Here is a 21086-nt window from a genome sequence, read left to right as displayed (position 1 = left end):
TATAGCAGTAGCTCTTTTTGTGCTTAAGATTTATTTTATAATTCTGTGAAGTAATAATCCATTTATAATATTTAAATATAAATTAAGTCTTATACCTAAACCCTTGAATAAACTAAAGTAATTTGCATTTAAACTAAGGCTATAAATAAATTTTATCTATAGAAAAATAAAATGAATCTTGTAACATAAGTTACACTAATTATTTCTCCTTAGTGCTATAATAAGTTCATAGAGAATATTAAAAATACATTATAAACATAATATAATTAAAATAATTTATGAGGTGATATATATGAAAATAGCAAAAACAATGACAATTGGTGAAATAGTTAGAACTTACCCACAATCTCCAGAAATATTAATGAGATTTGGAATGGGTTGCGTAGGTTGCCCATCAGCTCAAGCTGAAACTTTAGAAGAAGCAGCTATGGTTCATGGAATTAACTTAGAGGAACTTTTACAAGAATTAAACAAAGCAGTTGAATAGTTTAATATAAATAATAAAGGTAAGAAGGATCCTTCTTACCTTTATTATTTTAAGTTAATCATTAAACTATAGGTAATTTGCGGTTAGATTTATATAAAAGTTTTAGCTTCAGATATATAGTTAATTAACTTTAGGGTTATAGGATTAATGGATACTTACTTTGAATTTAAAGCATTGTAAATGCTTTTTACTGCTAGATTAGCGCTACTCCAAGCCCATTGAAGGTTAAAGCCACCACAATCCCCATCCACATCTAATATTTCTCCCCCAAAGTAAAGCTTAGAAACTAATTTTGATTCAAGGGTAGTCTCACTCACTTCAGTGGTGTCAATGCCGCCTAAGGTCACCTGAGCGTTGTCAAAGGAGTTAGTTCCACATACACTAAAGTCCCACTCTTTTAATAAATTATAAAGCTTATATCTTATATCATAGGTAACATTATAAGTAATTGAGTGAATATCTTCCACACCAGCTTCTTTAAGAATAATGGGGATGAGTTTTTTATTGATAATGCCCACTAAATTTTCTGAAATGGAACGATGGGAGAACATAGCAAAATGACTTTCTAAAAAATCTATTAAGCCATCCTTAGAATAATCCTTCATCATATCCACTTTAATAGTGACACTTTTTTTATTCAATACCCCTTTAGAAGCAAATCTACTAAGTTGAAGAATAGGAGGCCCAGAAATGCCATAGTCAGTAAATAAAATTTCTCCAGTTTCTACTCTCTTTAAGGTTTCATCTAAAAATATTGACACAGAACCATCAAACTTTATTCCAGATATAGCTTTAAGTCTATTGTATTGAAGCTTTAATTGTACAAGACCAGGGGCCGTGGGAATAATATTGTGACCTAAAGCTTTAGCTAGGTTATATCCAGAGCCATCAGAGCCGGTCTTAGAATAACTTTTGCCCCCAGTACAAAGTAGGACATACTTACTAGTAAATACCTCTCCATTTTGGGAAACTATCTTAAAACTTTTATCTTTCTTAATTTCTTTAACCTTAGTATTAACATAAATGGGAATAGCCTTATCCTCAAGGTTCATTCTAAAAATATCTAATACAGAGGAAGCCTGTAAGGACATTGGGTACATTTTGCCCTCCTCTAGAGTAATTAGATAAAGGCCTAAAGAATTAAAATAATTTATAGTTTTCTCTAAAGGGAAAGCATTTAATGTATATTTAAAAAACAAGTTATTGTCACTGTGATATCTTAAATAACTAAGGCCAGAGTTGGTTATGTTACATCTTCCATTACCAGTAGTGAGAATTTTTTTACCAATTCTATCAGTGCCTTCAATTAAAGCAACGTTTATACCTAGGTCTTTAGCCATAATTGAAGCTGTAATACCACAAGCCCCACCACCTATAATAATTAAGTCATAATTCAAGATTAACTCTCCTTTCTTAATTTGAAGCATAAGTATATATCTAAGAATAATGTTTTTTAGTATTTTTTTCAAGAAATCCTATAGGAAACTTCTCATGTATCGTAGTTTATATTATTTTACAATGCAAATAATAGGTATAATTACTTAAAAAGTTTTCATAAAAACAATATAAAATAGGGAAGAATTATTGATACAGTTATTATTTCTATTTGATAAAAGTAAGGTATGAGAATCCATAAAAATCTTAAAGTGTACAATATAATTATGAGCAATAAATAAATCAATAAACCTATAAAACTTCTTAGGGAAAAAATTACAAAGTGAAAAAATAAAAAAACTTTTAAAATGTTGTTGACATAAGGTGAAATATTTTGTATTATAATACATGTCGGGTGAGCCGGAAGGCAGCAAAATAATCCCGATGAGCAAAAGATAAATGACATATGGCTCCTTGGTCAAGCGGTCAAGACACCACCCTTTCACGGTGGTAACAGGGGTTCGATTCCCCTAGGAGTCACCATTTGCGGTCGCATAGCTCAGCTGGGAGAGCATCTGCCTTACAAGCAGAGGGTCACAGGTTCGATCCCTGTTGCGACCACCACATATGGCCCAGTGGCTCAGTTGGTTAGAGTGCCGGCCTGTCACGCCGGAGGTCGAGGGTTCGAGTCCCTTCTGGGTCGCCATATTTTGCTGGCATGGCTCAACGGTAGAGCAGCTGACTTGTAATCAGCAGGTTGTAGGTTCGATTCCTATTGCCAGCTCCACTTTTAAATTTAATATGGCTCCTTGGTCAAGCGGTCAAGACACCACCCTTTCACGGTGGTAACAGGGGTTCGATTCCCCTAGGAGTCACCATTTGCGGTCGCATAGCTCAGCTGGGAGAGCATCTGCCTTACAAGCAGAGGGTCACAGGTTCGATCCCTGTTGCGACCACCACATATGGCCCAGTGGCTCAGTTGGTTAGAGTGCCGGCCTGTCACGCCGGAGGTCGAGGGTTCGAGTCCCTTCTGGGTCGCCATATTTTGCTGGCATGGCTCAACGGTAGAGCAGCTGACTTGTAATCAGCAGGTTGTAGGTTCGATTCCTATTGCCAGCTCCACTTTTAAATTTAATATGGCTCCTTGGTCAAGCGGTCAAGACACCACCCTTTCACGGTGGTAACAGGGGTTCGATTCCCCTAGGAGTCACCATTTGCGGTCGCATAGCTCAGCTGGGAGAGCATCTGCCTTACAAGCAGAGGGTCACAGGTTCGATCCCTGTTGCGACCACCATATGGCCCAGTGGCTCAGTTGGTTAGAGTGCCGGCCTGTCACGCCGGAGGTCGAGGGTTCGAGTCCCTTCTGGGTCGCCATACTTTGCTGGCATGGCTCAACGGTAGAGCAGCTGACTTGTAATCAGCAGGTTGTAGGTTCGATTCCTATTGCCAGCTCCAAAAACCTTGAATTATATTCAAGGTTTTTTCGTTTTTTGATATATTTAAATTATGAAACTAAGTTATGAAAATTATAATTCAGGAAATAAAGCTAAGACTTAGCTTATCATTATTTCTACCTTGTGTACCCTAAGGCTTCAGGAAGATGAGTAAAATAAGTGTTCACTTTTGAATCCAATAAAAAAAGACAAGGAAGCCCTTGTCTTTTATGCCATCTTCTTTTGTAATCTAATATCATTTCCATAAAACTTAAATAAGTCAAAATTCCCTATAAGTCTTGAAGTTATTCTTTCAGAGTACATGTTTGTAAGGCCATCTAGTGAATAATTAGTGGATACAAGCATCTTCTTTCCCTTTAACAACTTTCCATTTAATAAATTAAATAGTTCAGTCTTAGAAAAATCTGAAGACATTTCAGTTCCTAAGTCATCAATAATTAATAAATCGCAATTTATAAGATGCTCTTCTAATTCTAAGTTACCGTTAAATTTTATGTCCTTTAAACTCTTAATTAGCTCTTCTGATGTTTTATACACTACGAAGTATCCCTTATCTAATAATTCTTTAGCAATGCAATGAGATAAAAAGGTTTTCCCAGTTCCAGAATTGCCGTAGAAAAGAAGATTTTCATCAGTATCTTTAAAGTTTTTTATAAAGCTCCAAGTTTTACTTACGATTTGTTCGATGTTTTCTCTTGGGCTAAACCTTTCTGGGCCATTATTTGAGGTGGAATAGTAATCTAATTTAAAGTTATCAAAATTGTTTTTTTGCAAAAGCTTTGATAAATCTGCATTATTATAATAAATTTTAACTAATTTTTGTTTATAGCAGGCACACTTTGCTTTACCTAAAAAGCCAGTATCCTTACATTTGGGACAGTTATAGTTTAACTCAAGGTAATCCATAGAATATCCGTGAGATACTAGAAGCTCAGATTTTTTAATCCTAAGAGTTGTTATGTTTTCCCTTACTTCATTTAAATACTCATCTCTACTTTCTAAATTTCTAAGAGCATTCAAAGACATTTGAATACATAGCTTACCTATATTATTTTCAATTTGAATCACTTCAGGAAGTTTAGCTTCAATTTCAGCTCTTCTTTTTCTTAGATTATCCTGTTCTTTAGTTCTAATATCTTCATAAATTTTCATTATTTCAAGGTGATGACTGTTAATCATTATTATCCCATCCTAATAGTTTTCTTTCTAATTCATCAAAATCATAAGTACGCTGTTCATAGTTGTTGAAGTTGCCTTTGGAATTAGTGGAATTATTTATAATAGGCTTATGAGTAAGTTTTTTTCTATCTTTTTTCTCAATATCTTCTAAACTCTTGATATTGTCTTTAAACCAACTATTTAATATACCATCAATATATTTAAAGTCTGCCCTGTTTAGTCTTTCAAAACATATATCGCAGGCTTTATAAATAATATTAATAGGAAACTTATAAACACTTAGCCATTTCTCAAGGATTTCTTCTTGAGGCTTCATTATATCAGCATTTTTAACTCCTAAGTATGTAAGTATCTTTCTTATATTAATCCACTTATCCTCATGTTTTTTTATGAAGCTTTGGGCGCCTTCAATGTCCTTTATTTTAGAATCATGCCATGCCATTGCTATTTTTTCTATGTATCTATAATCATTTTTTCCTTTAGATACACAATACTGAATCAATAATAAAATTAACTCAGGGGAAAAATTAAAATCCTTTTGCCAACCTAAGTAAAGGGTCATTTCCTTAGGGGATAGAGGACGGCCAATTAGTTTTTCTATATCTTGTAACATTCCTTTTACTGAAGAATTATCTAGTTCTCTTAAAAGATTTAGATTTTTCTCTCCATCTTCTTGAATATTGCTTAGATTTAGAAATTCAATATTGAAGTTTCCCATATTATCAATAGCAGACATTTTCACTATGCCCTCATCATGCCAATAATTCCAGGCATTTAACACATCTGTCTCTAAAAGAGAAAGAGTTGAAGCAATTAGACCGGAGTTTGCACCAAGTTCTCCACTTATGCAATACTTAAGCCCAAGGAGATAAACCTTGACGTATTCACCTCTAGCCTTTGCCATGTACCTATCTATGAACACATTACTTACAGGAGTATAATCTAAAGTTTTATTCTTAAACATAAAAGTGCTCATGGAATCTCTACCTTTCTCATTATAATGTTAATACTAAAATATTATAATGTTAAACATTATTAATATCAACAGGAAGTATTTTATAATAATTAAACACTTCCATTAGTATTTTATCCATCTAAAACAAAATAAAAAGTTTCTGATATAACTTATATTTTGTGGCTATAAGTATGAATTTGCCAATGAAGAAACAGGCTCTTTCATCACTATAGAACACAAAATAAACTACCCTACTAACTAGTTATTTTTAAAAAGATGACTTAATCCTAGTATAACATATACTCAGAAAACAAGGGAAAAAAATTAAGAATATATGACTTATGTTTAAAATTACCTCATGAAGGGAATATTATCACTAGAGATATGGAGGTATAATATGGTAAACATTAAATCAATAAGTAAGGAAATATTTATAGTAATTGTAACTATAATCTTTATTACTCTTATGATTATGTCAAATAGTAACAAAATTTATACTGGAGCTGTAAGTAATAAAGTGACAAGTAATGAAGTGGATGGACTCATTATGAAGTCTGATGGAATAGAAGTTGGAGTTGTAAATAATGAGGAGGTTGGAAATAAAGCCATAGAGATAGTAAAGGAAAGATATCTAGCTAAGGCAAAAATAAGTGAAATAAAAACTGTGATTATAAATAATAAGATAACTTATGAAAAGATAACTTGTGATGAAAATCAGTTAAATACTGCTGAAACTTTAAGCAATAAAATAGTAGAGTACAACAACAATAATAAAAAAAATATAATATCTTTTACAATTGTTAAAGAAAGCAAGGCAGTACCAGTAATAAGTTCTGGAGGAAATAAAATGGTTACTTTGAATAGTGCCTTACACACTCCAACAATAGGGTGGCTAACCTCCTCCTTTGGGGTGAGAGATGGTGTTATGCATAAGGGCATAGACTTAGCTGCGAATTTAGGAACACCTGTAGAAGCAGCTCTTGATGGTAAGGTTTCCTTTTCAGGAATACTTAAGGGTTATGGTAAAGTTGTAAAAATAAATCATGGTAATGGAATGGAAACAATTTATGCTCACTGCAATAAACTTTATGTTAATAGTGGAGAAGAAGTAAAAAGAGGGGATCATATCGCAGATGTAGGCAGTACAGGAGATAGTACGGGACCACATCTACATTTCGAAGTAAAGATAAATGGAAACCCTGTGGATCCACTTAAATATGGAAATAACAAACAATATTAATTATACATATTGTAACATAGGTTACGGATAAATTTTTAAATTTAGATTATCATATAACTATAGGAAAAATTACTAAGTATATTTACTAAGTAAGACTTTAAACCTTTATTAGAATGAATTTTATAAAATAATATAAGCGAAAAGGAGAATAGTTATATGAGCGCATTTTTAGCACCAATTCATAGTTGGTTATTTAATAAAATACTTATGTTCCAAGATATAGAAATGGATTTAAGAAATAAGTACCTTGAAGTTTATGGTGAAGAGGCAAGAGAAATAGTTGAAAAAACAAAGGAATTTGGAGAACTTATCGACAGAACTAAATCTATTGAAGAATTAATAGATTTAGGAAATATTCATGGATGGCTTCAAAACAAGATTCAAAATGGAGAAAGCAGAGTAGCTATTATTTTAGCAAGATTTATTGATAAATATGGAGATGATGCACTAAAAATCGCAGAAGACATATTTTACAATAATGGAGTTAAGCAAGGTGAAATAGCAAAGCACAAGGAAAGTCCTGAAAATGCTAAGGATATATTTTCAACTTTAAACAACTATATTCTTGAGGGAATGCCATGTGATAGAGTGCAAAAACTAATCCAAGCAGATGAAGATGTAGTGAGATGGATAAACACTTCTTGTGTTCATAGAGGCAATTTCGATAGAGTGGGTGCAGATATAAACTTGTTTTATAGCTTAAGATTTATATATTTAAAAGGATTTGTAAGTTCAGTAAATGATGGGTATAAATTCTATGAAACAAACAATGAAGATGACTATATATACAATATAGAAAGAGCATAATATAAGTTTAGGATAAAGTGTTAATATTCTAAGAAGTAAAAGCTAACAAGGAACCAAAGAAAATTTATACAATAGTAATTTGGTTACCTATAAATATAAACCCTTACCCCTTACCCCTAAAAATAGACTATTAGTAAATACTGATAGTCTATTTTTTTTCTGAAAAATTAGGATTTCAACCAAACTTATTGGTGGTAAATATGGAAAAGGAGTTTAAGGATATAGATCATGGGAAATAATAGGGAAACAGTTAATGCTAATAAAATAGTAGTTAAGTACAGAAATTTTTATGTAAAATTATTACAAAAAAATTTCTGTACTAATAAAAACCATATTGACATATAGTTTTATTAGTTATATACTTTGATTATCAAAATATTTGATTGTCAAAGTAAAGGAGAAGATTAAAAATGTTATCAACTTCTTCAAATAAAAAAGTGTTAAATGAATTATTGGTAGAAACCTTTAATGATATCCTTCAGATAGAGCAAAATGCTCTAAAGGAAGGAGTTCTTAATGATTTGTCAATAACAGAAATACATACAATAGAAGCTATTGGAATGTATGGATCAAGAACTATGAGTGAGGTTGCCCAAGACTTAAATATTACAGTAGGTACTTTAACCACTGCTATAAATAAACTTGTGAAAAAAGAATATGTTGAAAGACAAAGAGGCGAAGAAGATAGGAGAGCAGTAATGATTGCCCTCACTAGAAAAGGAAAACTTGCATATAGAATTCACCAAAAGTTTCATCAAACAATGGTTGAGGAAACTATAAATGGATTAAGTAAGGAAGAAGAGGGGATTTTAATTAAATCCTTAGAAAAGCTAAATTTATTTTTTAAATCTAAGTATCACTTAGATGGCAAGTAAGGAGGCAGAGATGAGAAATATAGAAATTATAGGAACAGGCTCTTATACTCCAAAACATATGGTTACTAATGAAATGTTAGAAACTATAATGGATACCTCTAATGAGTGGATAGTATCCAGGACTGGAATAGAGAGCAGACACATCTCAACAGGAGAGGAAACTTCAGACCTTGCAACAAAAGCCGCTTTAGAAGCCTTAAAGGATGGCAATTTGCAGGCTGAAGAAATTGATCTTGTTATTGTAGCTACTTGCAGCCCTGACTCTTTAGTTCCCTCAGTAGCTTGTAAAGTTCAAAAAAATATTGGAGCACATAATGCTATGGCTTTTGATATTAATGCTGCTTGTAGTGGTTTTGTTTTTGGATTAGATATTGCTAGAGGTTTTATGGCCTCTGGCAGGTTTAAAACAGCATTAATTATTGGGGCTGAGGTTTTATCTAAGATAATAAATTGGGAAGATAGAAGTACTAGCATACTATTTGGAGATGGGGCAGGTGCAGCAGTACTAAAGGAAAGCACTGTTGATGGACTATCTTATATTAATTGTAAAAGTGAAGGCGAGAAGTGGGAAGCACTAACCTGTGGTTCAGTAGCCTTAGAAAATCCATTTATTATGGATACAATACCTGTAAATAGTAAGGTAACTATGGAAGGAAAAGAAATTTATAAGTTTGCTGTAAAAGTTATGGAAAGTGAATTTAATAGAATTCTAAATGAGGCAAAATTAAATAAAGAAGATATTGATTTTATAGTTCCACACCAAGCTAACATTAGAATGATAGAAGCCTTTAGCAGGAAGATAGGTGTATCTTTAGAAAAGTTTATTATTAATTTAAATAGATTTGGAAATACCTCTGGAGCAAGTATACCAATTGCTTTAGATGAAGGTAATAAAAGTGGAGCCTTTAAAAAGGGTAATAAAATTGTAGTTATAGGATTTGGTGGTGGGCTTACTTTTGGAAGTGCACTAATAACTTGGAATAAAGACCTTTAAACCAAATAATAGGTAAATGTATATAATTGATAAAAACAAAACTTAATCATATATAAACAAATTTGAGGAGGAATTTAAAATGGTATTAGAAAAAGTTAAAAAGGTTATAGCAGATCAGTTATCTATGGAGGTAGAGGAAGTAAAAGTAGAATCAACTTTCACAGAAGATTTAGGAGTAGACTCTTTAGAAATATTTGAAATTGTTATGAGCTTAGAAGAAGAATTTAATATTGAAATTCCAAATGAGGATATTGAAAACATTAAAACAATAGGAGATATAGTAAATTACGTGAAGTCTAAGGTTGAAGAATAAGAATTAACCTTAGCTTAGAAAGAGAAACCTCTAATTCTCTTTAAGTAGAGGTCAGTAGCATAATATTAATTTTGAAAGGATTCATTATCCTTTCAAGGTTAATGAACAAAATGAACTTGTTCATTATTTAAGGTCAGATGGAAATACTATCTGACCTTAACCATAGGAGGTAAACATGATTAAATCAGATATATGCTCAATACTTGGAATAAAATATCCTGTTATTCAAGGAGGAATGGCCTGGATTGCAGATAGCAGTTTAGCTAGTGCAGTGTCCAATGCTGGAGGGCTTGGAATTATTGCAGCAGGTACTAATATTCCAGAAAATATAAGAAAAGAAATTAGAAAGGCAAAAGAACTTACTGATAAACCTTTTGGTGTGAACATTATGCTACTAAGTGAAAATGCAGATGAAGTAGCAAAAATAGTTTGTGAAGAAGGGGTAAAAGTAGTTACAACAGGAGCTGGAAATCCTGGAAAGTATATGGATATGTGGAAGAGTCATAATATTAAGGTAATTCCTGTAGTTGCCTCAGTTGCCTTAGCAAAAAGAATGGAAAGAAGCGGTGCTGATGCTGTTATTGCTGAAGGTATGGAAGCAGGAGGTCACATTGGAGAATTAACTACTATGTCATTGGTTCCACAAATCGTGGATAGTGTAAATATTCCTGTAATTGCGGCTGGTGGTGTTGGAGACGGAAGAGGTATGGCAGCAGCATTTATGTTAGGAGCCCAAGGAGTTCAAGTTGGAACTAGATTTTTAGTAGCAAGAGAATGCAATGTCCATGAAAACTACAAGAAAAAAGTTATTGATGCAAAGGATATAGACTCAATGGTAACGGGTAGAAGCACGGGGCACCCTGTAAGAGTCCTTAGAAATAAACTTTCAAGAGAGTTTGTTAACCTAGAGAAACAAGCAGCATCCTTTGAAGAAATTGAAAAGTTAGGATCAGGGGCTTTAAGAAAGGCCGTTGTTGAAGGAGATATAGATAATGGTTCAGTTATGGCAGGACAAATAGCTGGATTAATAAAAAAAGAAGAAAGCTGTGAAGAAATTTTAAAAGACTTAGTAGAAGGTGCTAAGGAAGTTTTAGAAAAGATTTCTTCAGTTAATTTTGGAGGATAATATGAGAAAAGTTGGATTTATATTCCCAGGACAAGGAGCTCAATATGTGGGCATGGGAAAGGAATTATATGATAATTTTTCTGAGGCGAAGGAAGTATTTAATAAGGCTGATAGGATTTTAGGAAGAAATATATCTAACCTATGTTTTCAAGGTCCAATGGAAGAGTTAACGAGTACAAATAATACTCAGGTAGCAATTTTAACTACTTCTATAGCAGCTCTAGAAGTTTTGAAGAAACATGGGATAAAACCTATGATGGTAGCAGGACTAAGTCTTGGTGAGTATTCAGCTCTTGTTGCCAGTGGAGCACTTTCTCTTGAAGAGGCTTTAGTATTGGTAGAAAAAAGAGGAAGCTTCATGAAAGAAGATAGTGATAAGTATAAGGGTGAAATGGCTGCAGTTTTGGGTGTTTCACAGGAAATTATTCAAGAAATTTGCAATGAGTGCAAGGACTTAGGGGTAATTTCTATAGCAAATTATAATTGTCCAGGACAAATTGTAATTGCCGGGGAAATAGAACCTCTAAACAAAGCTATAGAGCTTTTGAATGAAAGAGGTGCTAAAAAGGTAATTAAACTCCCTGTTAGTGGTGCCTTTCACACTGAATTGTTAGAAAATGCTTCTAATAGATTAAGAGAAGAATTAGGTAAAGTAAACTTTAGTGATTTTAATATTAAGTTTATACCCAACCTAACTGGTGAGACTTTAGAAGGAATAGAAGATTTGAAAGATATACTGAAAAATCAAGTTAAAAGTTCGGTACAATGGGAAAAATCTATAAATACAATGATAAGTGAAGGTGTTGATACCTTCATAGAAGTAGGTCCAGGAAAAGCTTTAAGTGGATTTGTAAAGAAAATAAATAGAGCCTTAACGGTATATAATGTAGAGGATTTAGCTTCCTTAAGTAAAGTTTTAGAAGCTTTGCAATAAAAGTCCCAACAACTTTTATAGGATAGCTTTAGCTTTGACTCTCACTGAAATTAAGCATATACCATAGGACATAGTGGGAGTCATATAATAAAGTTCATTAAAAATTTTCAGGTACAGTTAAGTCCTAATGAATTCTTTAAGATTTAACTGCCTATAATTACATTAGGGGAGAGTAGAATATGTTAAAGGGAAAAAATGCAATTATAACAGGAGCAAGTAGAGGTATTGGTAGAGCAATAGCATTAGCCTTTGCCCAAAATGGAGCTAATGTAGTTATTAATTATAGAGGCAATGAAGAACTTGCAGATAATTTAGTTAAGGAAATAGAAGCCTATGGAGTTAGGGCTATAAAGGTCAAAGGTGATATTAGTAATTTTAAGGATGCAGAAAACTTAATTAATACTACTATAGAGGAGTTAAACTCTGTAGATATTTTAGTTAATAATGCAGGAATAACTAAAGATGGACTGTTTATGAGAATGAAAGAAGAAGATTTTGACTCAGTTATAAACACAAATCTTAAAGGAACCTTTAATACGTCAAAGGCAGTAATTTCTAAAATGATAAAAGCTAAAGGTGGAAGGATCATAAATATTTCTTCCGTAGTAGGGGTTATAGGAAATGCTGGTCAGGCAAATTATGCAGCTTCTAAAGCTGGAGTAATTGGATTTACGAAATCTCTTGCTAAGGAAGTTGGTTCAAGAGGAATAACAGTAAATGCCATTGCCCCTGGATTTATTGAAAGTGATATGACTGAGGTTTTAAGTGATAAAGTTAAAGAAGCAATGCTAAATGGCATACCTCTTAAGGCTTTTGGAAAAGGCGAGGATGTAGCAAATCTCGCTGTATTTTTAGCATCAAACATGGCAAGTTATATTACAGGTCAAGTTGTTCATGTTGATGGCGGAATGGTAATGTAGGATTAGGAGGGAATTTAAATGGGAAAAAGAGTTGTAATTACAGGAATGGGAGCTGTAACTCCTATAGGTAATGATGTAAATAAGTTTTGGAATGGAGTTAAAGAAGGAGTTTGTGGTATTGACTTTATTAAGACAATAAACACAGAAAACTTCAAGGTAAAATTAGCAGCAGAAATAAAAGACTTTAATCCAGAAGTTGCAATAGATAAAAAAGAAATCAAGAGAATGGATAAATACACTCAATATGCAATGGTAGCTAGTGAAGAAGCTATAAAGGATGCAAAGCTAGATATTAATTCAGTGGACTCAGAAAGATTTGGTATAGTAGTAGGCTCAGGAATTGGGGGACTATATACTTTAGAGAATGAGCATAGTAAGCTTCTTGCCAAAGGACCTAATAGAGTATCTCCTTTTATGGTACCAATGATGATTGCTAATATTGCCAGTGGACATATTGGTATAAAATACAATGCCAAAGGACCTTGTTTATCAGTAGTAACTGCTTGTGCTACAGGTACTAATAGCATTGGAGAAGCTTTTGAAATGATTAAGGCAGATAGAGCAGATATAATGATTGCTGGGGGCTGTGAAGCACCTATTACTGAAACTGCAGTGGCAGGATTTACATCCCTAACAGCTTTAAGCAGAAGTGAAGATCCTAAAAGAGCTTCTATTCCTTTCGATAAAGAAAGAAATGGATTTGTAATGGGTGAAGGAGCAGGAATATTAGTTATTGAAAGTTTAGAGCATGCTCAGAAGAGAAATGCAAAAATATACGGTGAAATTGTTGGATATGGAACTACTTGTGATGCTTACCATATAACTCAACCAGCTAATGATGGTGAGGGAGCTAGAAAGGCTATGGAGATTGCTGTGAAAGAAGCAGAAATTAACTTAGAGCAGGTTTCATATATTAATGCTCATGGAACAAGCACTCCATATAATGATAAATTTGAAACCATAGCAATTAAAAATCTTTTCAAGGAAAAGGCTTATGACATTCCAGTAAGTTCTACAAAGTCAATGATAGGACACCTTTTAGGAGCTGCAGGAGCAGTAGAGGCTATTGTTTGTGTTAAGGCATTACAGGAAGGGTTTATTCCTCCAACTATTGGACTTATAGAGAAGGATGAAGAATGTGATCTTGACTATGTACCTAACGTGGGAAGAAATGCGCAACTTAAATATGCTATGTCCAATTCTTTAGGATTTGGTGGACATAATGCTACATTATTATTTAAGAAGTGGGAGGAATAATCATGGATTATAAATCTATAGAGCAGCTTATAAAAGCACTAAGTGATTCTACAGTAAAAGAACTAGAAGTTGAAACTAGTGAAATTAAGATAAGAATGAGTAAGAATTCAACAAAGGTAGTTTTAAGTGAGACAACAGTAGATAAATCTAGTTTGGTTGAGGAAAAAGAAAGTTCTGTTGGTGTAGATTGTAATCATATTGTGAGTAAGGAAGAAGTAAATACTTCATCAAGTGAAAAAGAAGTTCCTAAAAAAGAGGTAGAAGATGAGAATTTATACATGGTTAAATCTCCAATGGTAGGAACTTTCTATATTTCTCCTAGCGAAAACTCAGAGCCTTATGTAAAAGTGGGAGATGTAGTTGGAAAGGGAACTGTACTTTGCATAGTTGAAGCTATGAAGCTTATGAATGAAATAGAAAGTGAAGTAGAGGGAACTATAGTAGAAATTTTAGGTAAAAATGGTCAAATGATAGAGTATGGTGAGCCCTTATTCAAAATAAAGCTTTAGGAGATAAGTTATGAAAAATATTGCTTTAGATATAAAACAAATACAGGAAATTATTCCTCATAGATATCCTTTTTTATTCGTAGATTATATTGAATCCTTAGAAAGTGGTAAAAGTGCAGTGGGATATAAAAATGTAACCATGAATGAGTATTTCTTTCAAGGTCACTTCCCGCAAGAACCAGTATTACCTGGAGTAATAATAGTAGAGGCACTAGCTCAAGTAGGAGCAGTTGCCCTTTTACATTCAGAAAAATTCAGAGGAAAGATAGCCTATTTCGGAGGAATTAAGGAAGCTAGATTTAGAAAGAAAGTAGTTCCAGGAGATACATTAAAATTACAGGTTGAAATAATCAAGATGAAAGGACCTGTAGGAATTGGAAAGGCATTAGCTACAGTAGATGGAGAAGTTGCTTGTGAGTGTGAACTTACCTTTGCTGTAGGAATGTAATTTTAATTTAGGATGGTAATAGTATGTTTAAGAAGATATTAATTGCAAATAGAGGAGAAATAGCGGTTAGAATAATTAGAGCTTGTAGAGAAATGGGAATACAAACTGTTGCAATCTATTCAGAAGCTGATAAGGATGCACTTCATACACAATTAGCTGATGAAGCAGTTTGCGTAGGTCCTGCCCCATCAAGAGATAGTTATTTAAATGATAAGAATATATTAAGTGCTACAATTTTAAAAGGTGCTGAGGCTATACATCCCGGCTTTGGATTTCTATCAGAGAATCCCAAGTTTGCAAAGATGTGTGAAGAATGTAATATCAAATTCATTGGACCATCTTCAGATAATATAGAAAACATGGGAAATAAGTCTAAGGCTAAAGAAATAATGATAGAGGCTAAGGTACCAGTAGTACCTGGTTCAAAAGGAATTGTAAAAGATGAAAAAGAGGCCTTAAAAATTGCAAACTCCATAGGATATCCCATAATGATAAAAGCTTCTGCAGGTGGCGGAGGAAAAGGTATTAGAATTGTAAGAGATTCAAAGGATGTTATAAAGGAATTCAACACTGCAAGAACCGAAGCAAAAGCTTCCTTTAATGATGATTCTATGTATATAGAAAAATTTGTTGAGAGGCCAAGGCACGTAGAAATTCAAATAATAGGAGATAGCTACGGAAATGTAGTATATCTTGGGGAAAGAGAATGTTCTGTGCAGAGAAAAAATCAAAAGGTACTAGAAGAGGCTCCTTCTGTAGTGCTAACTGAAGCTTTAAGAAAAGAAATGGGAGAAACTGCAGTTAGAGCAGCTAAGGCTATAGGATACAAAAATGCAGGTACCATAGAATTTTTAGTTGATAAGAATTTAAACTTCTACTTTATGGAGATGAATACAAGGATACAGGTAGAACACCCTGTAACAGAAATGGTAACAGGAATAGATTTAATTAAAGAACAAATTAAAGTAGCCTATGGTGAAGCTTTAAGTTTTACTCAAGAAGATATTGTTTTAAGAGGGCATGCAATTGAATGTAGAATTAATGCAGAAAACCCTTATAAGAACTTCATGCCATCCCCAGGAGAGATAAAAAGTTTATTAATTCCTGGAGGAAATGGAGTAAGACTAGACTCAGGAGTATATCAAGGATATAAAATACCTCCAGTGTATGATTCCATGGTAGGAAAGCTTATTGTTCATGGCAAAGATAGAAATGAAGCAATAAATAAGATGAAAAGAGCATTAAGTGAGTTTATTATAGAAGGAATTCACACTAATATTGATTTACATCTTGAGATTTTATCAAATGAAAAGTTTATTAGTGGAGACTTTGACACAAGTTTTATAAGTAGTGAACTAAAATTATAATGTATATACTTTAAAATATAGAGTCATAATTAGGGATAGGTTATCATAAAAATTTTAAAGTGTAATATTATAAACTTATAAGATAAAAAATTAACAAGTAATGTTAGGAGAACTATGTAGATTTACTTAAAGATAGTTCTCTATATATAACCTAAGAGAGGTATTAATATGTTGGAACTTAAAAGGTTATTTAAGAAGAATGTATACATTGAAGTGAAAAATAATCCACAAGGTGAAGAGAATAAGCCCACAATTCCAGATGGATTGTGGGTAAAATGTGAAGGCTGTGGAAAGATTCTTTATAAAAATGATTTGGAAGAAAATCAGAAGGTATGTAACCTTTGTAACTATCATTTTAGATTAACAGCAAGAGAAAGAATTGAACAAATCATTGATAGTGGAACTTTTATAGAACTTAACAAAGAACTTATTAGCTCAAATCCACTAGATTTTAATGGGTATGAGGAAAAGTTAGAAAAACTAAAAAAGTCAACAGAGCTTGAGGAAGCTGTAGTTACAGGTTATGGCAGAATAAATAATAATAACACTGTAATAGCTGTGATGGATAGTAGATTTTTAATGGGAAGTATGGGTAGTGTAGTAGGTGAAAAAATCACTAGAGCAGTAGAATTTGCTACGGAAAAAGAACTCCCAATAGTTATTTTTACATGCTCAGGAGGAGCTAGAATGCAAGAAGGAATATTTTCTTTAATGCAAATGGCAAAAACCTCAAGTGCTATATCAATCCATAATAAGAAGGGACTTCTTTATATTACTGTGATTACGGATCCAACTACAGGAGGAGTTACTGCAAGCTTTGCTATGTTAGGGGATATAATTTTATCTGAGCCTAATGCATTAATTGGTTTTGCAGGTAGAAGAGTAATAGAACAAACTATTAAAGAGAGTCTTCCAGCTGATTTTCAAAAGGCAGAGTTCCTTCAAAAGAAAGGTTTTGTAGATAGAATAGTAAAGAGAAATGAACTTAAGGAAACCTTAGGAAAGCTACTAAGGCTTCATAGAAGTTAATATAGCATTTGCTATAGGAGTGGTGAATATGGAAAACAACATAAAAATAAAGCTTACAGCTTGGGATAAGGTGAATATTGCAAGAGCAATTTCTAGACCAACCGCCCTAGATTATATAGAAAAAGTATTTGATAATTTCATAGAATTAAAGGGTGACAGAAACTATGGAGATGACGCTGCCATAGTAGGTGGAATTGGAGAATTCAAAGGAATACCTGTAACAATTATTGGTATTCAAAAGGGAAATAATACAAAAGAGAATATTGCTAGGAACTTTGGAATGCCTAAAGCAGAAGGATACAGAAAAGCTTTAAGGCTAATGAAACAAGCAGAAAAGTTTAAAAGACCAGTGATCACTTTTATAGATACACCGGGTGCATTTTGTGGAGTTGAAGGAGAAGAAAGAGGTGTAGGAGAAGCCATTGCTAAAAACTTAATGGAGATGAGTACCTTAAGGTGCCCAATTATTTCTATAGTTATAGGTGAAGGCGGAAGCGGTGGGGCCTTAGCCCTTGCTGTGGCTGATGAAGTATGGATGCTCGAACACTCTATTTATTCAATTCTTTCTCCAGAAGGATTTGCAAGTATTCTTTATAAGGATGCATCTAAGGCAAGAGAAGCGGCAGAAAAGATGAAGATAACATCAAAGGATTTATTAAACTTTGAGATAATAGATAGAGTGATTAAAGAACCTTTAGGTGGGGCACAAGCAGATTTAGAAAAGGCATCTAAGGCTATTAGTAAAAATTTACAGGAATCCCTAATAAGGCTAAATAGTGAACCCATAGATTCCTTACTTACTAAACGCTATTATAAATTTAGGAAAATAGGAGAATTTATAGAGGATAAGATCTAACAAAATGGACTTATTCATTATTTGATCCTAAGATAAAAAGAAAACTTTGAGGAATTAAAATTCCTCAAGGTTTTTTATTTTCTTATTGGGTTAATCTAGTATAGGCAAAAGGTAATTGTAAAAGATAAGTATTTTATAAAAAAATTAATTATTATAAGTTAAATTTTACTTAATATGGAATTCATGATAAAATAAGAGAAAATAAATTAAAGAATAATCATAGTTGAATATAAGATAATTATGTTGAGTTTGAGGAGATGGATTAATATGAATAGGAATATAGTTTTAGTGGTGGATTCAGCTTCCGCCTTACCATTAGAATTTATAGAACAAGAAAACATTATAGGAGCGCCTATAATATGTCACTTTAAAGGGAAAGATGTAGAAGATGATTTTGGAAAAACTTTAAACATAAAAGAATTTTATGAGGGGTTAAGGGCGGGGGAAATGCCTACTACTTCTCAAATTAATGTGTTTAGATTTGAGGAAATTTTTAGACCCTTAGCAGAAGAAAATAAATCGGTTATTTATATAGGACTTTCTTCTGGACTTACAGGAACTGTTGATAGTGCAAAAAGGGCAGTACTTAATATAAAAGAAGAATTTCCACAAGCAGATATTAACGTTATTGACTCCCTATGTGCAAGTTTAGGTCTTGGTTTATTGTGTTATTTAGCTTACGAAAAAATCAAAGAAGGAAAATCAAAGGAAGAAATTATAAGTTTTGTTGAAAATACGAAGATGAAAGTTAATCACTATTTTACAGTTGACGATTTAAATCACTTAAAAAGAGGAGGAAGAATTTCATCCTCTGCAGCAGCAGTAGGTACTTTACTAAATGTAAAACCTGTACTTCATATGGATAAGCAAGGGAAACTTGCGCCATTGATGAAGGTAAGAGGACGTAAGAAGGCAATTGCAACTCTAGCAGAAAAGTTTATTGAAAGAACAGATAAGAAGGAAATGCAAACTATTAGCATAGTACATGGAGATTGCCTAGAAGATGCACTTCATCTTGAACAGTTATGTAGAGAAAATGGCAATGTGGAAAAGTGCTTAATAAATTTTGAAGGACCAACGGTTGCAAGCCATACAGGAGCAGGGTTAGTGTCTTTATATTTTATTGCTAAGGAAAGAGAATAAAATATAAAAAAAACAACAAAAAATGCTATCAAATATAATAAATATGCATATATAGTTAGTAAACTAATTATTTTTTAGGTTTTATAGATATGTTTTTATAAGTAATTATATTTAAGGTAGGAGGGGAATTATGAAAAGAAAAAAACTTTTAACGCGGATAAAAGATGCCATAATTACGCCTCTACTTAATGATGAAATAATCAATAGGCAAATTACTGTATATAATCGAAGTGCTGCTAAGGCTTATGCAGAGGCCTATGCAGAATCCCCTAACATTAAGGAATATCCTCTTTTTAAGGAGGATGATTGCACTAATTTTATATCCCAAGTACTAAAAGCTGGGGGAATGATAATGAAGGGGCGGGATTATACAAATTTTAACCATTGGTTTTGCTATACAAAGGATGTAAAAAATTTGAGCAAGATATCCTTAACTTGGAGAAGTGCTAGGTACTTTAGAAAATACTGGGGAAATGAAAATGGAGTTGGAAGAAATGCGGCAAGGGAATACAGGGAATTAATTGTATTAGATGCACTTACAAATTTTCAGGATTTATATGATTATTTAGAAATAGGTGATGTAATTCAGTATGGAGATCCTAAAAAGAATAATTATCCATATCATTCCCAAGTGATACATGCAAAAGAATATAATGTAGCTCTTAACAGGTATGATTTATTTATAGCTCAGCATACTGCAAATAGGAAAAATGTATCTTTATATGAATACTTAAAGTTATTACAAAATAAAGCTAATAGATATATTTATATATATCACTTCTAAAATATAAGATGGGGTAACTACTCCATCTTATATTTTTGTTTTTTCCAATATTTTATACTATAATGAAAATGAAGAAATTCTTAATATTACCTAAGTCAATGAAGAATACTATATTGCAAGTAATAATATGTAACAAAATCAATATTGGAGGAATTAGTATGGATAAGATAAATAGAAATGATTTATGTTGGTGTGGAAGTGGCAAGAAATATAAAAAGTGTCATATGGAACAAGATGAATTTATAACAAAATTAGAAGCTAAAGTGGGATACCAAATCCCAAGAGAAAGCATAAAAACAGAGGAAGACATAGAGGGAATAAGGAAAAGTTGCAAATTAACCCATGAGGTACTGGATATGGTGGGAGACCGAATTAAGGCTGGAATAACTACTGAAGATATTAATAAGTGGGTTCATGATTATACTGTAGAGCATGGAGCATATCCAGCACCATTAGGATACCATGGTTTTCCTAAGAGCACCTGTGTATCAATAAATGAGGTGGTTTGTCATGGAATTCCTAGTGAAGATAGGGTTATAAAAGATGGAGATATTGTGAATGTAGATGTAACTTGTATCTTAAATGGGTACTATGGTGATGCTAATAGAACTTACATAATAGGAAATGCAACAAAAGAAGCAGAAAACCTAGTTAAAGTAGCTAAGGAATGTTTAGACTTAGGAATACAGCAGGTTAAACCATACAATACCTTAGGTGATGTTGGTTATGCTATTCAAACTCATGCTGAAAGTCATGGATATTCTGTAGTATATGATTACGGTGGCCATGGAATTGGAAATGAGTTTCATGAAGAGCCTTTTGTACCACACCTAGGCAAAAAGGGTGAAGGAATGATATTGCTTCCAAATATGATTTTCACTATAGAGCCCATGATTAATATGGGAAGGCCTGAAACTACCGTGTTAGAAGATGATTGGACTGCAGTTACTGAAGACGGGTCTTTATCTGCTCAATGGGAGCATACTATAAGAGTAACAGAAGATGGGTATGAAATTCTCACATAGGTAAAAGGTA

At 32.8% G+C, this 21086-nt stretch carries 21 protein-coding genes and 12 tRNA genes; 30 read left to right on the top strand and 3 right to left on the bottom strand.

All coding sequences use genetic code 11. From position 1 onward, the window contains the following. Nucleotides 1–292 precede the first annotated feature (292 nt). A complete protein-coding gene (locus C661_RS0109785) occupies nt 293–487 on the top strand; it encodes a DUF1858 domain-containing protein (protein WP_017415129.1) in 195 nt (64 codons plus the stop codon). Nucleotides 488–642: 155 nt separating this feature from the next. Here C661_RS0109785 and C661_RS0109780 read toward each other — a convergent pair whose 3' ends face one another. Further along, nucleotides 643–1914, bottom strand: a complete 1272-nt coding sequence (locus C661_RS0109780; protein ID WP_439328873.1) for a BaiN/RdsA family NAD(P)/FAD-dependent oxidoreductase — start codon at nt 1912–1914, stop codon at nt 643–645. A gap of 415 nt (nt 1915–2329) precedes the next feature. Here C661_RS0109780 and C661_RS0109775 point away from each other — a divergent pair. From C661_RS0109775 to C661_RS0109720, 12 genes are all read left to right on the top strand, one after another. Continuing rightward, nucleotides 2330–2404 (top strand) — tRNA-Glu (locus C661_RS0109775). Nucleotides 2405–2409: 5 nt separating this feature from the next. Continuing rightward, nucleotides 2410–2485, top strand: a tRNA-Val gene (locus C661_RS0109770). A gap of 5 nt (nt 2486–2490) precedes the next feature. Then, nucleotides 2491–2567: transfer RNA gene (locus C661_RS0109765), tRNA-Asp, on the top strand. 6 nt (nt 2568–2573) lie between these two features. Next, nucleotides 2574–2648, top strand: a tRNA-Thr gene (locus C661_RS0109760). A 16-nt stretch (nt 2649–2664) separates the two neighbouring features. Further along, nucleotides 2665–2739, top strand: a tRNA-Glu gene (locus tag C661_RS0109755). 5 nt (nt 2740–2744) lie between these two features. Then, a tRNA-Val gene (locus C661_RS0109750) sits at nt 2745–2820 on the top strand. Nucleotides 2821–2825: 5 nt separating this feature from the next. Continuing rightward, nucleotides 2826–2902: transfer RNA gene (locus tag C661_RS0109745), tRNA-Asp, on the top strand. A gap of 6 nt (nt 2903–2908) precedes the next feature. Then, nucleotides 2909–2983: transfer RNA gene (locus tag C661_RS0109740), tRNA-Thr, on the top strand. Between the two features lie 16 nt (nt 2984–2999). After that, nucleotides 3000–3074 (top strand) — tRNA-Glu (locus C661_RS0109735). 5 nt (nt 3075–3079) lie between these two features. Continuing rightward, nucleotides 3080–3155: transfer RNA gene (locus tag C661_RS0109730), tRNA-Val, on the top strand. A gap of 3 nt (nt 3156–3158) precedes the next feature. Then, a tRNA-Asp gene (locus C661_RS0109725) sits at nt 3159–3235 on the top strand. 6 nt (nt 3236–3241) lie between these two features. Beyond that, a tRNA-Thr gene (locus C661_RS0109720) sits at nt 3242–3316 on the top strand. Nucleotides 3317–3522: 206 nt separating this feature from the next. Here C661_RS0109720 and C661_RS0109715 read toward each other — a convergent pair. Beyond that, nucleotides 3523–4494 (bottom strand): ATP-binding protein, encoded by a 972-nt coding sequence (locus tag C661_RS0109715; protein ID WP_017415127.1) that lies wholly within the window; start codon nt 4492–4494, stop codon nt 3523–3525. Next, on the bottom strand, nt 4487–5470 hold the full coding sequence (locus C661_RS0109710; RefSeq protein ID WP_017415126.1) for a DnaD domain protein: 984 nt from the start codon (nt 5468–5470) through the stop codon (nt 4487–4489). Before C661_RS0109710 ends, C661_RS0109715 begins: the two co-directional genes overlap by 8 nt. A gap of 376 nt (nt 5471–5846) precedes the next feature. Here C661_RS0109710 and C661_RS22735 point away from each other — a divergent pair, with 376 nt between their 5' ends. The 17 genes from C661_RS22735 to map all read left to right on the top strand — a co-directional run bounded on the left by C661_RS22735 (nt 5847) and on the right by map (nt 21076). Continuing rightward, a complete protein-coding gene (locus C661_RS22735) occupies nt 5847–6689 on the top strand; it encodes a M23 family metallopeptidase (protein WP_017415125.1) in 843 nt (280 codons plus the stop codon). A gap of 156 nt (nt 6690–6845) precedes the next feature. Next, entirely contained in the window at nt 6846–7496 is a 651-nt protein-coding gene (locus C661_RS21640; RefSeq protein ID WP_017415124.1) for a hypothetical protein, read from the top strand. A 410-nt stretch (nt 7497–7906) separates the two neighbouring features. Further along, on the top strand, nt 7907–8371 hold the full coding sequence (locus C661_RS0109690) for a MarR family winged helix-turn-helix transcriptional regulator (protein ID WP_017415122.1): 465 nt from the start codon (nt 7907–7909) through the stop codon (nt 8369–8371). Between the two features lie 10 nt (nt 8372–8381). Beyond that, nucleotides 8382–9365, top strand: a complete 984-nt coding sequence (locus C661_RS0109685; protein ID WP_017415121.1) for a beta-ketoacyl-ACP synthase III — start codon at nt 8382–8384, stop codon at nt 9363–9365. Between the two features lie 79 nt (nt 9366–9444). Next, nucleotides 9445–9678, top strand: coding sequence for an acyl carrier protein (gene acpP / locus C661_RS0109680; protein WP_017415120.1), 234 nt, complete (start codon nt 9445–9447; stop codon nt 9676–9678). Between the two features lie 175 nt (nt 9679–9853). Next, nucleotides 9854–10804 carry an enoyl-[acyl-carrier-protein] reductase FabK gene (gene fabK, locus C661_RS0109675; protein WP_017415119.1) on the top strand — a complete coding sequence of 317 codons (951 nt, stop codon included), beginning with the start codon at nt 9854–9856 and terminating at the stop codon, nt 10802–10804. Nucleotide 10805: 1 nt separating this feature from the next. Further along, nucleotides 10806–11738, top strand: a complete 933-nt coding sequence (fabD, locus tag C661_RS0109670; RefSeq protein WP_017415118.1) for an ACP S-malonyltransferase — start codon at nt 10806–10808, stop codon at nt 11736–11738. Nucleotides 11739–11917: 179 nt separating this feature from the next. Next, complete coding sequence (gene fabG / locus C661_RS0109665; RefSeq protein ID WP_017415117.1) at nt 11918–12658, top strand: 3-oxoacyl-[acyl-carrier-protein] reductase; 741 nt, start codon at nt 11918–11920, stop codon at nt 12656–12658. An 18-nt stretch (nt 12659–12676) separates the two neighbouring features. Further along, nucleotides 12677–13915 (top strand): beta-ketoacyl-ACP synthase II, encoded by a 1239-nt coding sequence (gene fabF, locus C661_RS0109660; RefSeq protein ID WP_017415116.1) that lies wholly within the window; start codon nt 12677–12679, stop codon nt 13913–13915. A 2-nt stretch (nt 13916–13917) separates the two neighbouring features. After that, entirely contained in the window at nt 13918–14424 is a 507-nt protein-coding gene (accB, locus tag C661_RS0109655; RefSeq protein WP_017415115.1) for an acetyl-CoA carboxylase biotin carboxyl carrier protein, read from the top strand. 10 nt (nt 14425–14434) lie between these two features. Beyond that, on the top strand, nt 14435–14872 hold the full coding sequence (gene fabZ, locus C661_RS0109650; protein ID WP_017415114.1) for a 3-hydroxyacyl-ACP dehydratase FabZ: 438 nt from the start codon (nt 14435–14437) through the stop codon (nt 14870–14872). 23 nt (nt 14873–14895) lie between these two features. Further along, nucleotides 14896–16239: an acetyl-CoA carboxylase biotin carboxylase subunit gene (locus tag C661_RS0109645; protein ID WP_017415113.1), complete on the top strand. Its 1344-nt coding sequence runs from the start codon at nt 14896–14898 to the stop codon at nt 16237–16239. 168 nt (nt 16240–16407) lie between these two features. Then, nucleotides 16408–17268, top strand: coding sequence for an acetyl-CoA carboxylase, carboxyltransferase subunit beta (accD, locus tag C661_RS0109640; RefSeq protein ID WP_017415112.1), 861 nt, complete (start codon nt 16408–16410; stop codon nt 17266–17268). Between the two features lie 28 nt (nt 17269–17296). Beyond that, on the top strand, nt 17297–18124 hold the full coding sequence (locus C661_RS0109635) for an acetyl-CoA carboxylase carboxyltransferase subunit alpha (protein ID WP_017415111.1): 828 nt from the start codon (nt 17297–17299) through the stop codon (nt 18122–18124). 267 nt (nt 18125–18391) lie between these two features. Beyond that, nucleotides 18392–19267, top strand: a complete 876-nt coding sequence (locus tag C661_RS0109630) for a DegV family protein (RefSeq protein ID WP_017415110.1) — start codon at nt 18392–18394, stop codon at nt 19265–19267. Nucleotides 19268–19397: 130 nt separating this feature from the next. Beyond that, nucleotides 19398–20051 (top strand): amidase domain-containing protein, encoded by a 654-nt coding sequence (locus C661_RS0109625; RefSeq protein ID WP_017415109.1) that lies wholly within the window; start codon nt 19398–19400, stop codon nt 20049–20051. A gap of 158 nt (nt 20052–20209) precedes the next feature. Beyond that, nucleotides 20210–21076: a type I methionyl aminopeptidase gene (map, locus tag C661_RS0109620; protein ID WP_017415108.1), complete on the top strand. Its 867-nt coding sequence runs from the start codon at nt 20210–20212 to the stop codon at nt 21074–21076. Nucleotides 21077–21086 lie beyond the last annotated feature (10 nt).

The organism is Clostridium tunisiense TJ (assembly GCF_000300195.1).
GTDB lineage: Bacteria > Bacillota > Clostridia > Clostridiales > Clostridiaceae > Clostridium_J > Clostridium_J tunisiense.
The sequence above is the reverse complement of the archived record's forward strand: the minus strand, read 5'-3'. Positions and strand labels throughout refer to the sequence as shown.

Excerpts from the sequence above, each read along its gene's own strand:
- accD (WP_017415112.1), top strand. The coding sequence starts at position 16,408 with ATGTTGGAACTTAAAAGGTTATTTAAGAAGAATGTATACATTGAAGTG.
- C661_RS0109635 (WP_017415111.1), top strand. The coding sequence starts at position 17,297 with ATGGAAAACAACATAAAAATAAAGCTTACAGCTTGGGATAAGGTGAAT.
- C661_RS0109715 (WP_017415127.1), bottom strand. The coding sequence starts at position 4,494 with ATGATTAACAGTCATCACCTTGAAATAATGAAAATTTATGAAGATATT.
- fabD (WP_017415118.1), top strand. The coding sequence starts at position 10,806 with ATGAGAAAAGTTGGATTTATATTCCCAGGACAAGGAGCTCAATATGTG.
- C661_RS0109690 (WP_017415122.1), top strand. The coding sequence starts at position 7,907 with ATGTTATCAACTTCTTCAAATAAAAAAGTGTTAAATGAATTATTGGTA.
- C661_RS0109785 (WP_017415129.1), top strand. The coding sequence starts at position 293 with ATGAAAATAGCAAAAACAATGACAATTGGTGAAATAGTTAGAACTTAC.
- C661_RS0109710 (WP_017415126.1), bottom strand. The coding sequence starts at position 5,470 with ATGAGCACTTTTATGTTTAAGAATAAAACTTTAGATTATACTCCTGTA.
- C661_RS0109685 (WP_017415121.1), top strand. The coding sequence starts at position 8,382 with ATGAGAAATATAGAAATTATAGGAACAGGCTCTTATACTCCAAAACAT.
- fabZ (WP_017415114.1), top strand. The coding sequence starts at position 14,435 with ATGAAAAATATTGCTTTAGATATAAAACAAATACAGGAAATTATTCCT.
- fabK (WP_017415119.1), top strand. The coding sequence starts at position 9,854 with ATGATTAAATCAGATATATGCTCAATACTTGGAATAAAATATCCTGTT.
- fabF (WP_017415116.1), top strand. The coding sequence starts at position 12,677 with ATGGGAAAAAGAGTTGTAATTACAGGAATGGGAGCTGTAACTCCTATA.
- C661_RS0109630 (WP_017415110.1), top strand. The coding sequence starts at position 18,392 with ATGAATAGGAATATAGTTTTAGTGGTGGATTCAGCTTCCGCCTTACCA.
- C661_RS21640 (WP_017415124.1), top strand. The coding sequence starts at position 6,846 with ATGAGCGCATTTTTAGCACCAATTCATAGTTGGTTATTTAATAAAATA.
- accB (WP_017415115.1), top strand. The coding sequence starts at position 13,918 with ATGGATTATAAATCTATAGAGCAGCTTATAAAAGCACTAAGTGATTCT.
- C661_RS0109645 (WP_017415113.1), top strand. The coding sequence starts at position 14,896 with ATGTTTAAGAAGATATTAATTGCAAATAGAGGAGAAATAGCGGTTAGA.
- map (WP_017415108.1), top strand. The coding sequence starts at position 20,210 with ATGGATAAGATAAATAGAAATGATTTATGTTGGTGTGGAAGTGGCAAG.
- acpP (WP_017415120.1), top strand. The coding sequence starts at position 9,445 with ATGGTATTAGAAAAAGTTAAAAAGGTTATAGCAGATCAGTTATCTATG.
- C661_RS0109780 (WP_439328873.1), bottom strand. The coding sequence starts at position 1,914 with ATGCTTCAAATTAAGAAAGGAGAGTTAATCTTGAATTATGACTTAATT.
- C661_RS0109625 (WP_017415109.1), top strand. The coding sequence starts at position 19,398 with ATGAAAAGAAAAAAACTTTTAACGCGGATAAAAGATGCCATAATTACG.
- C661_RS22735 (WP_017415125.1), top strand. The coding sequence starts at position 5,847 with ATGGTAAACATTAAATCAATAAGTAAGGAAATATTTATAGTAATTGTA.
- fabG (WP_017415117.1), top strand. The coding sequence starts at position 11,918 with ATGTTAAAGGGAAAAAATGCAATTATAACAGGAGCAAGTAGAGGTATT.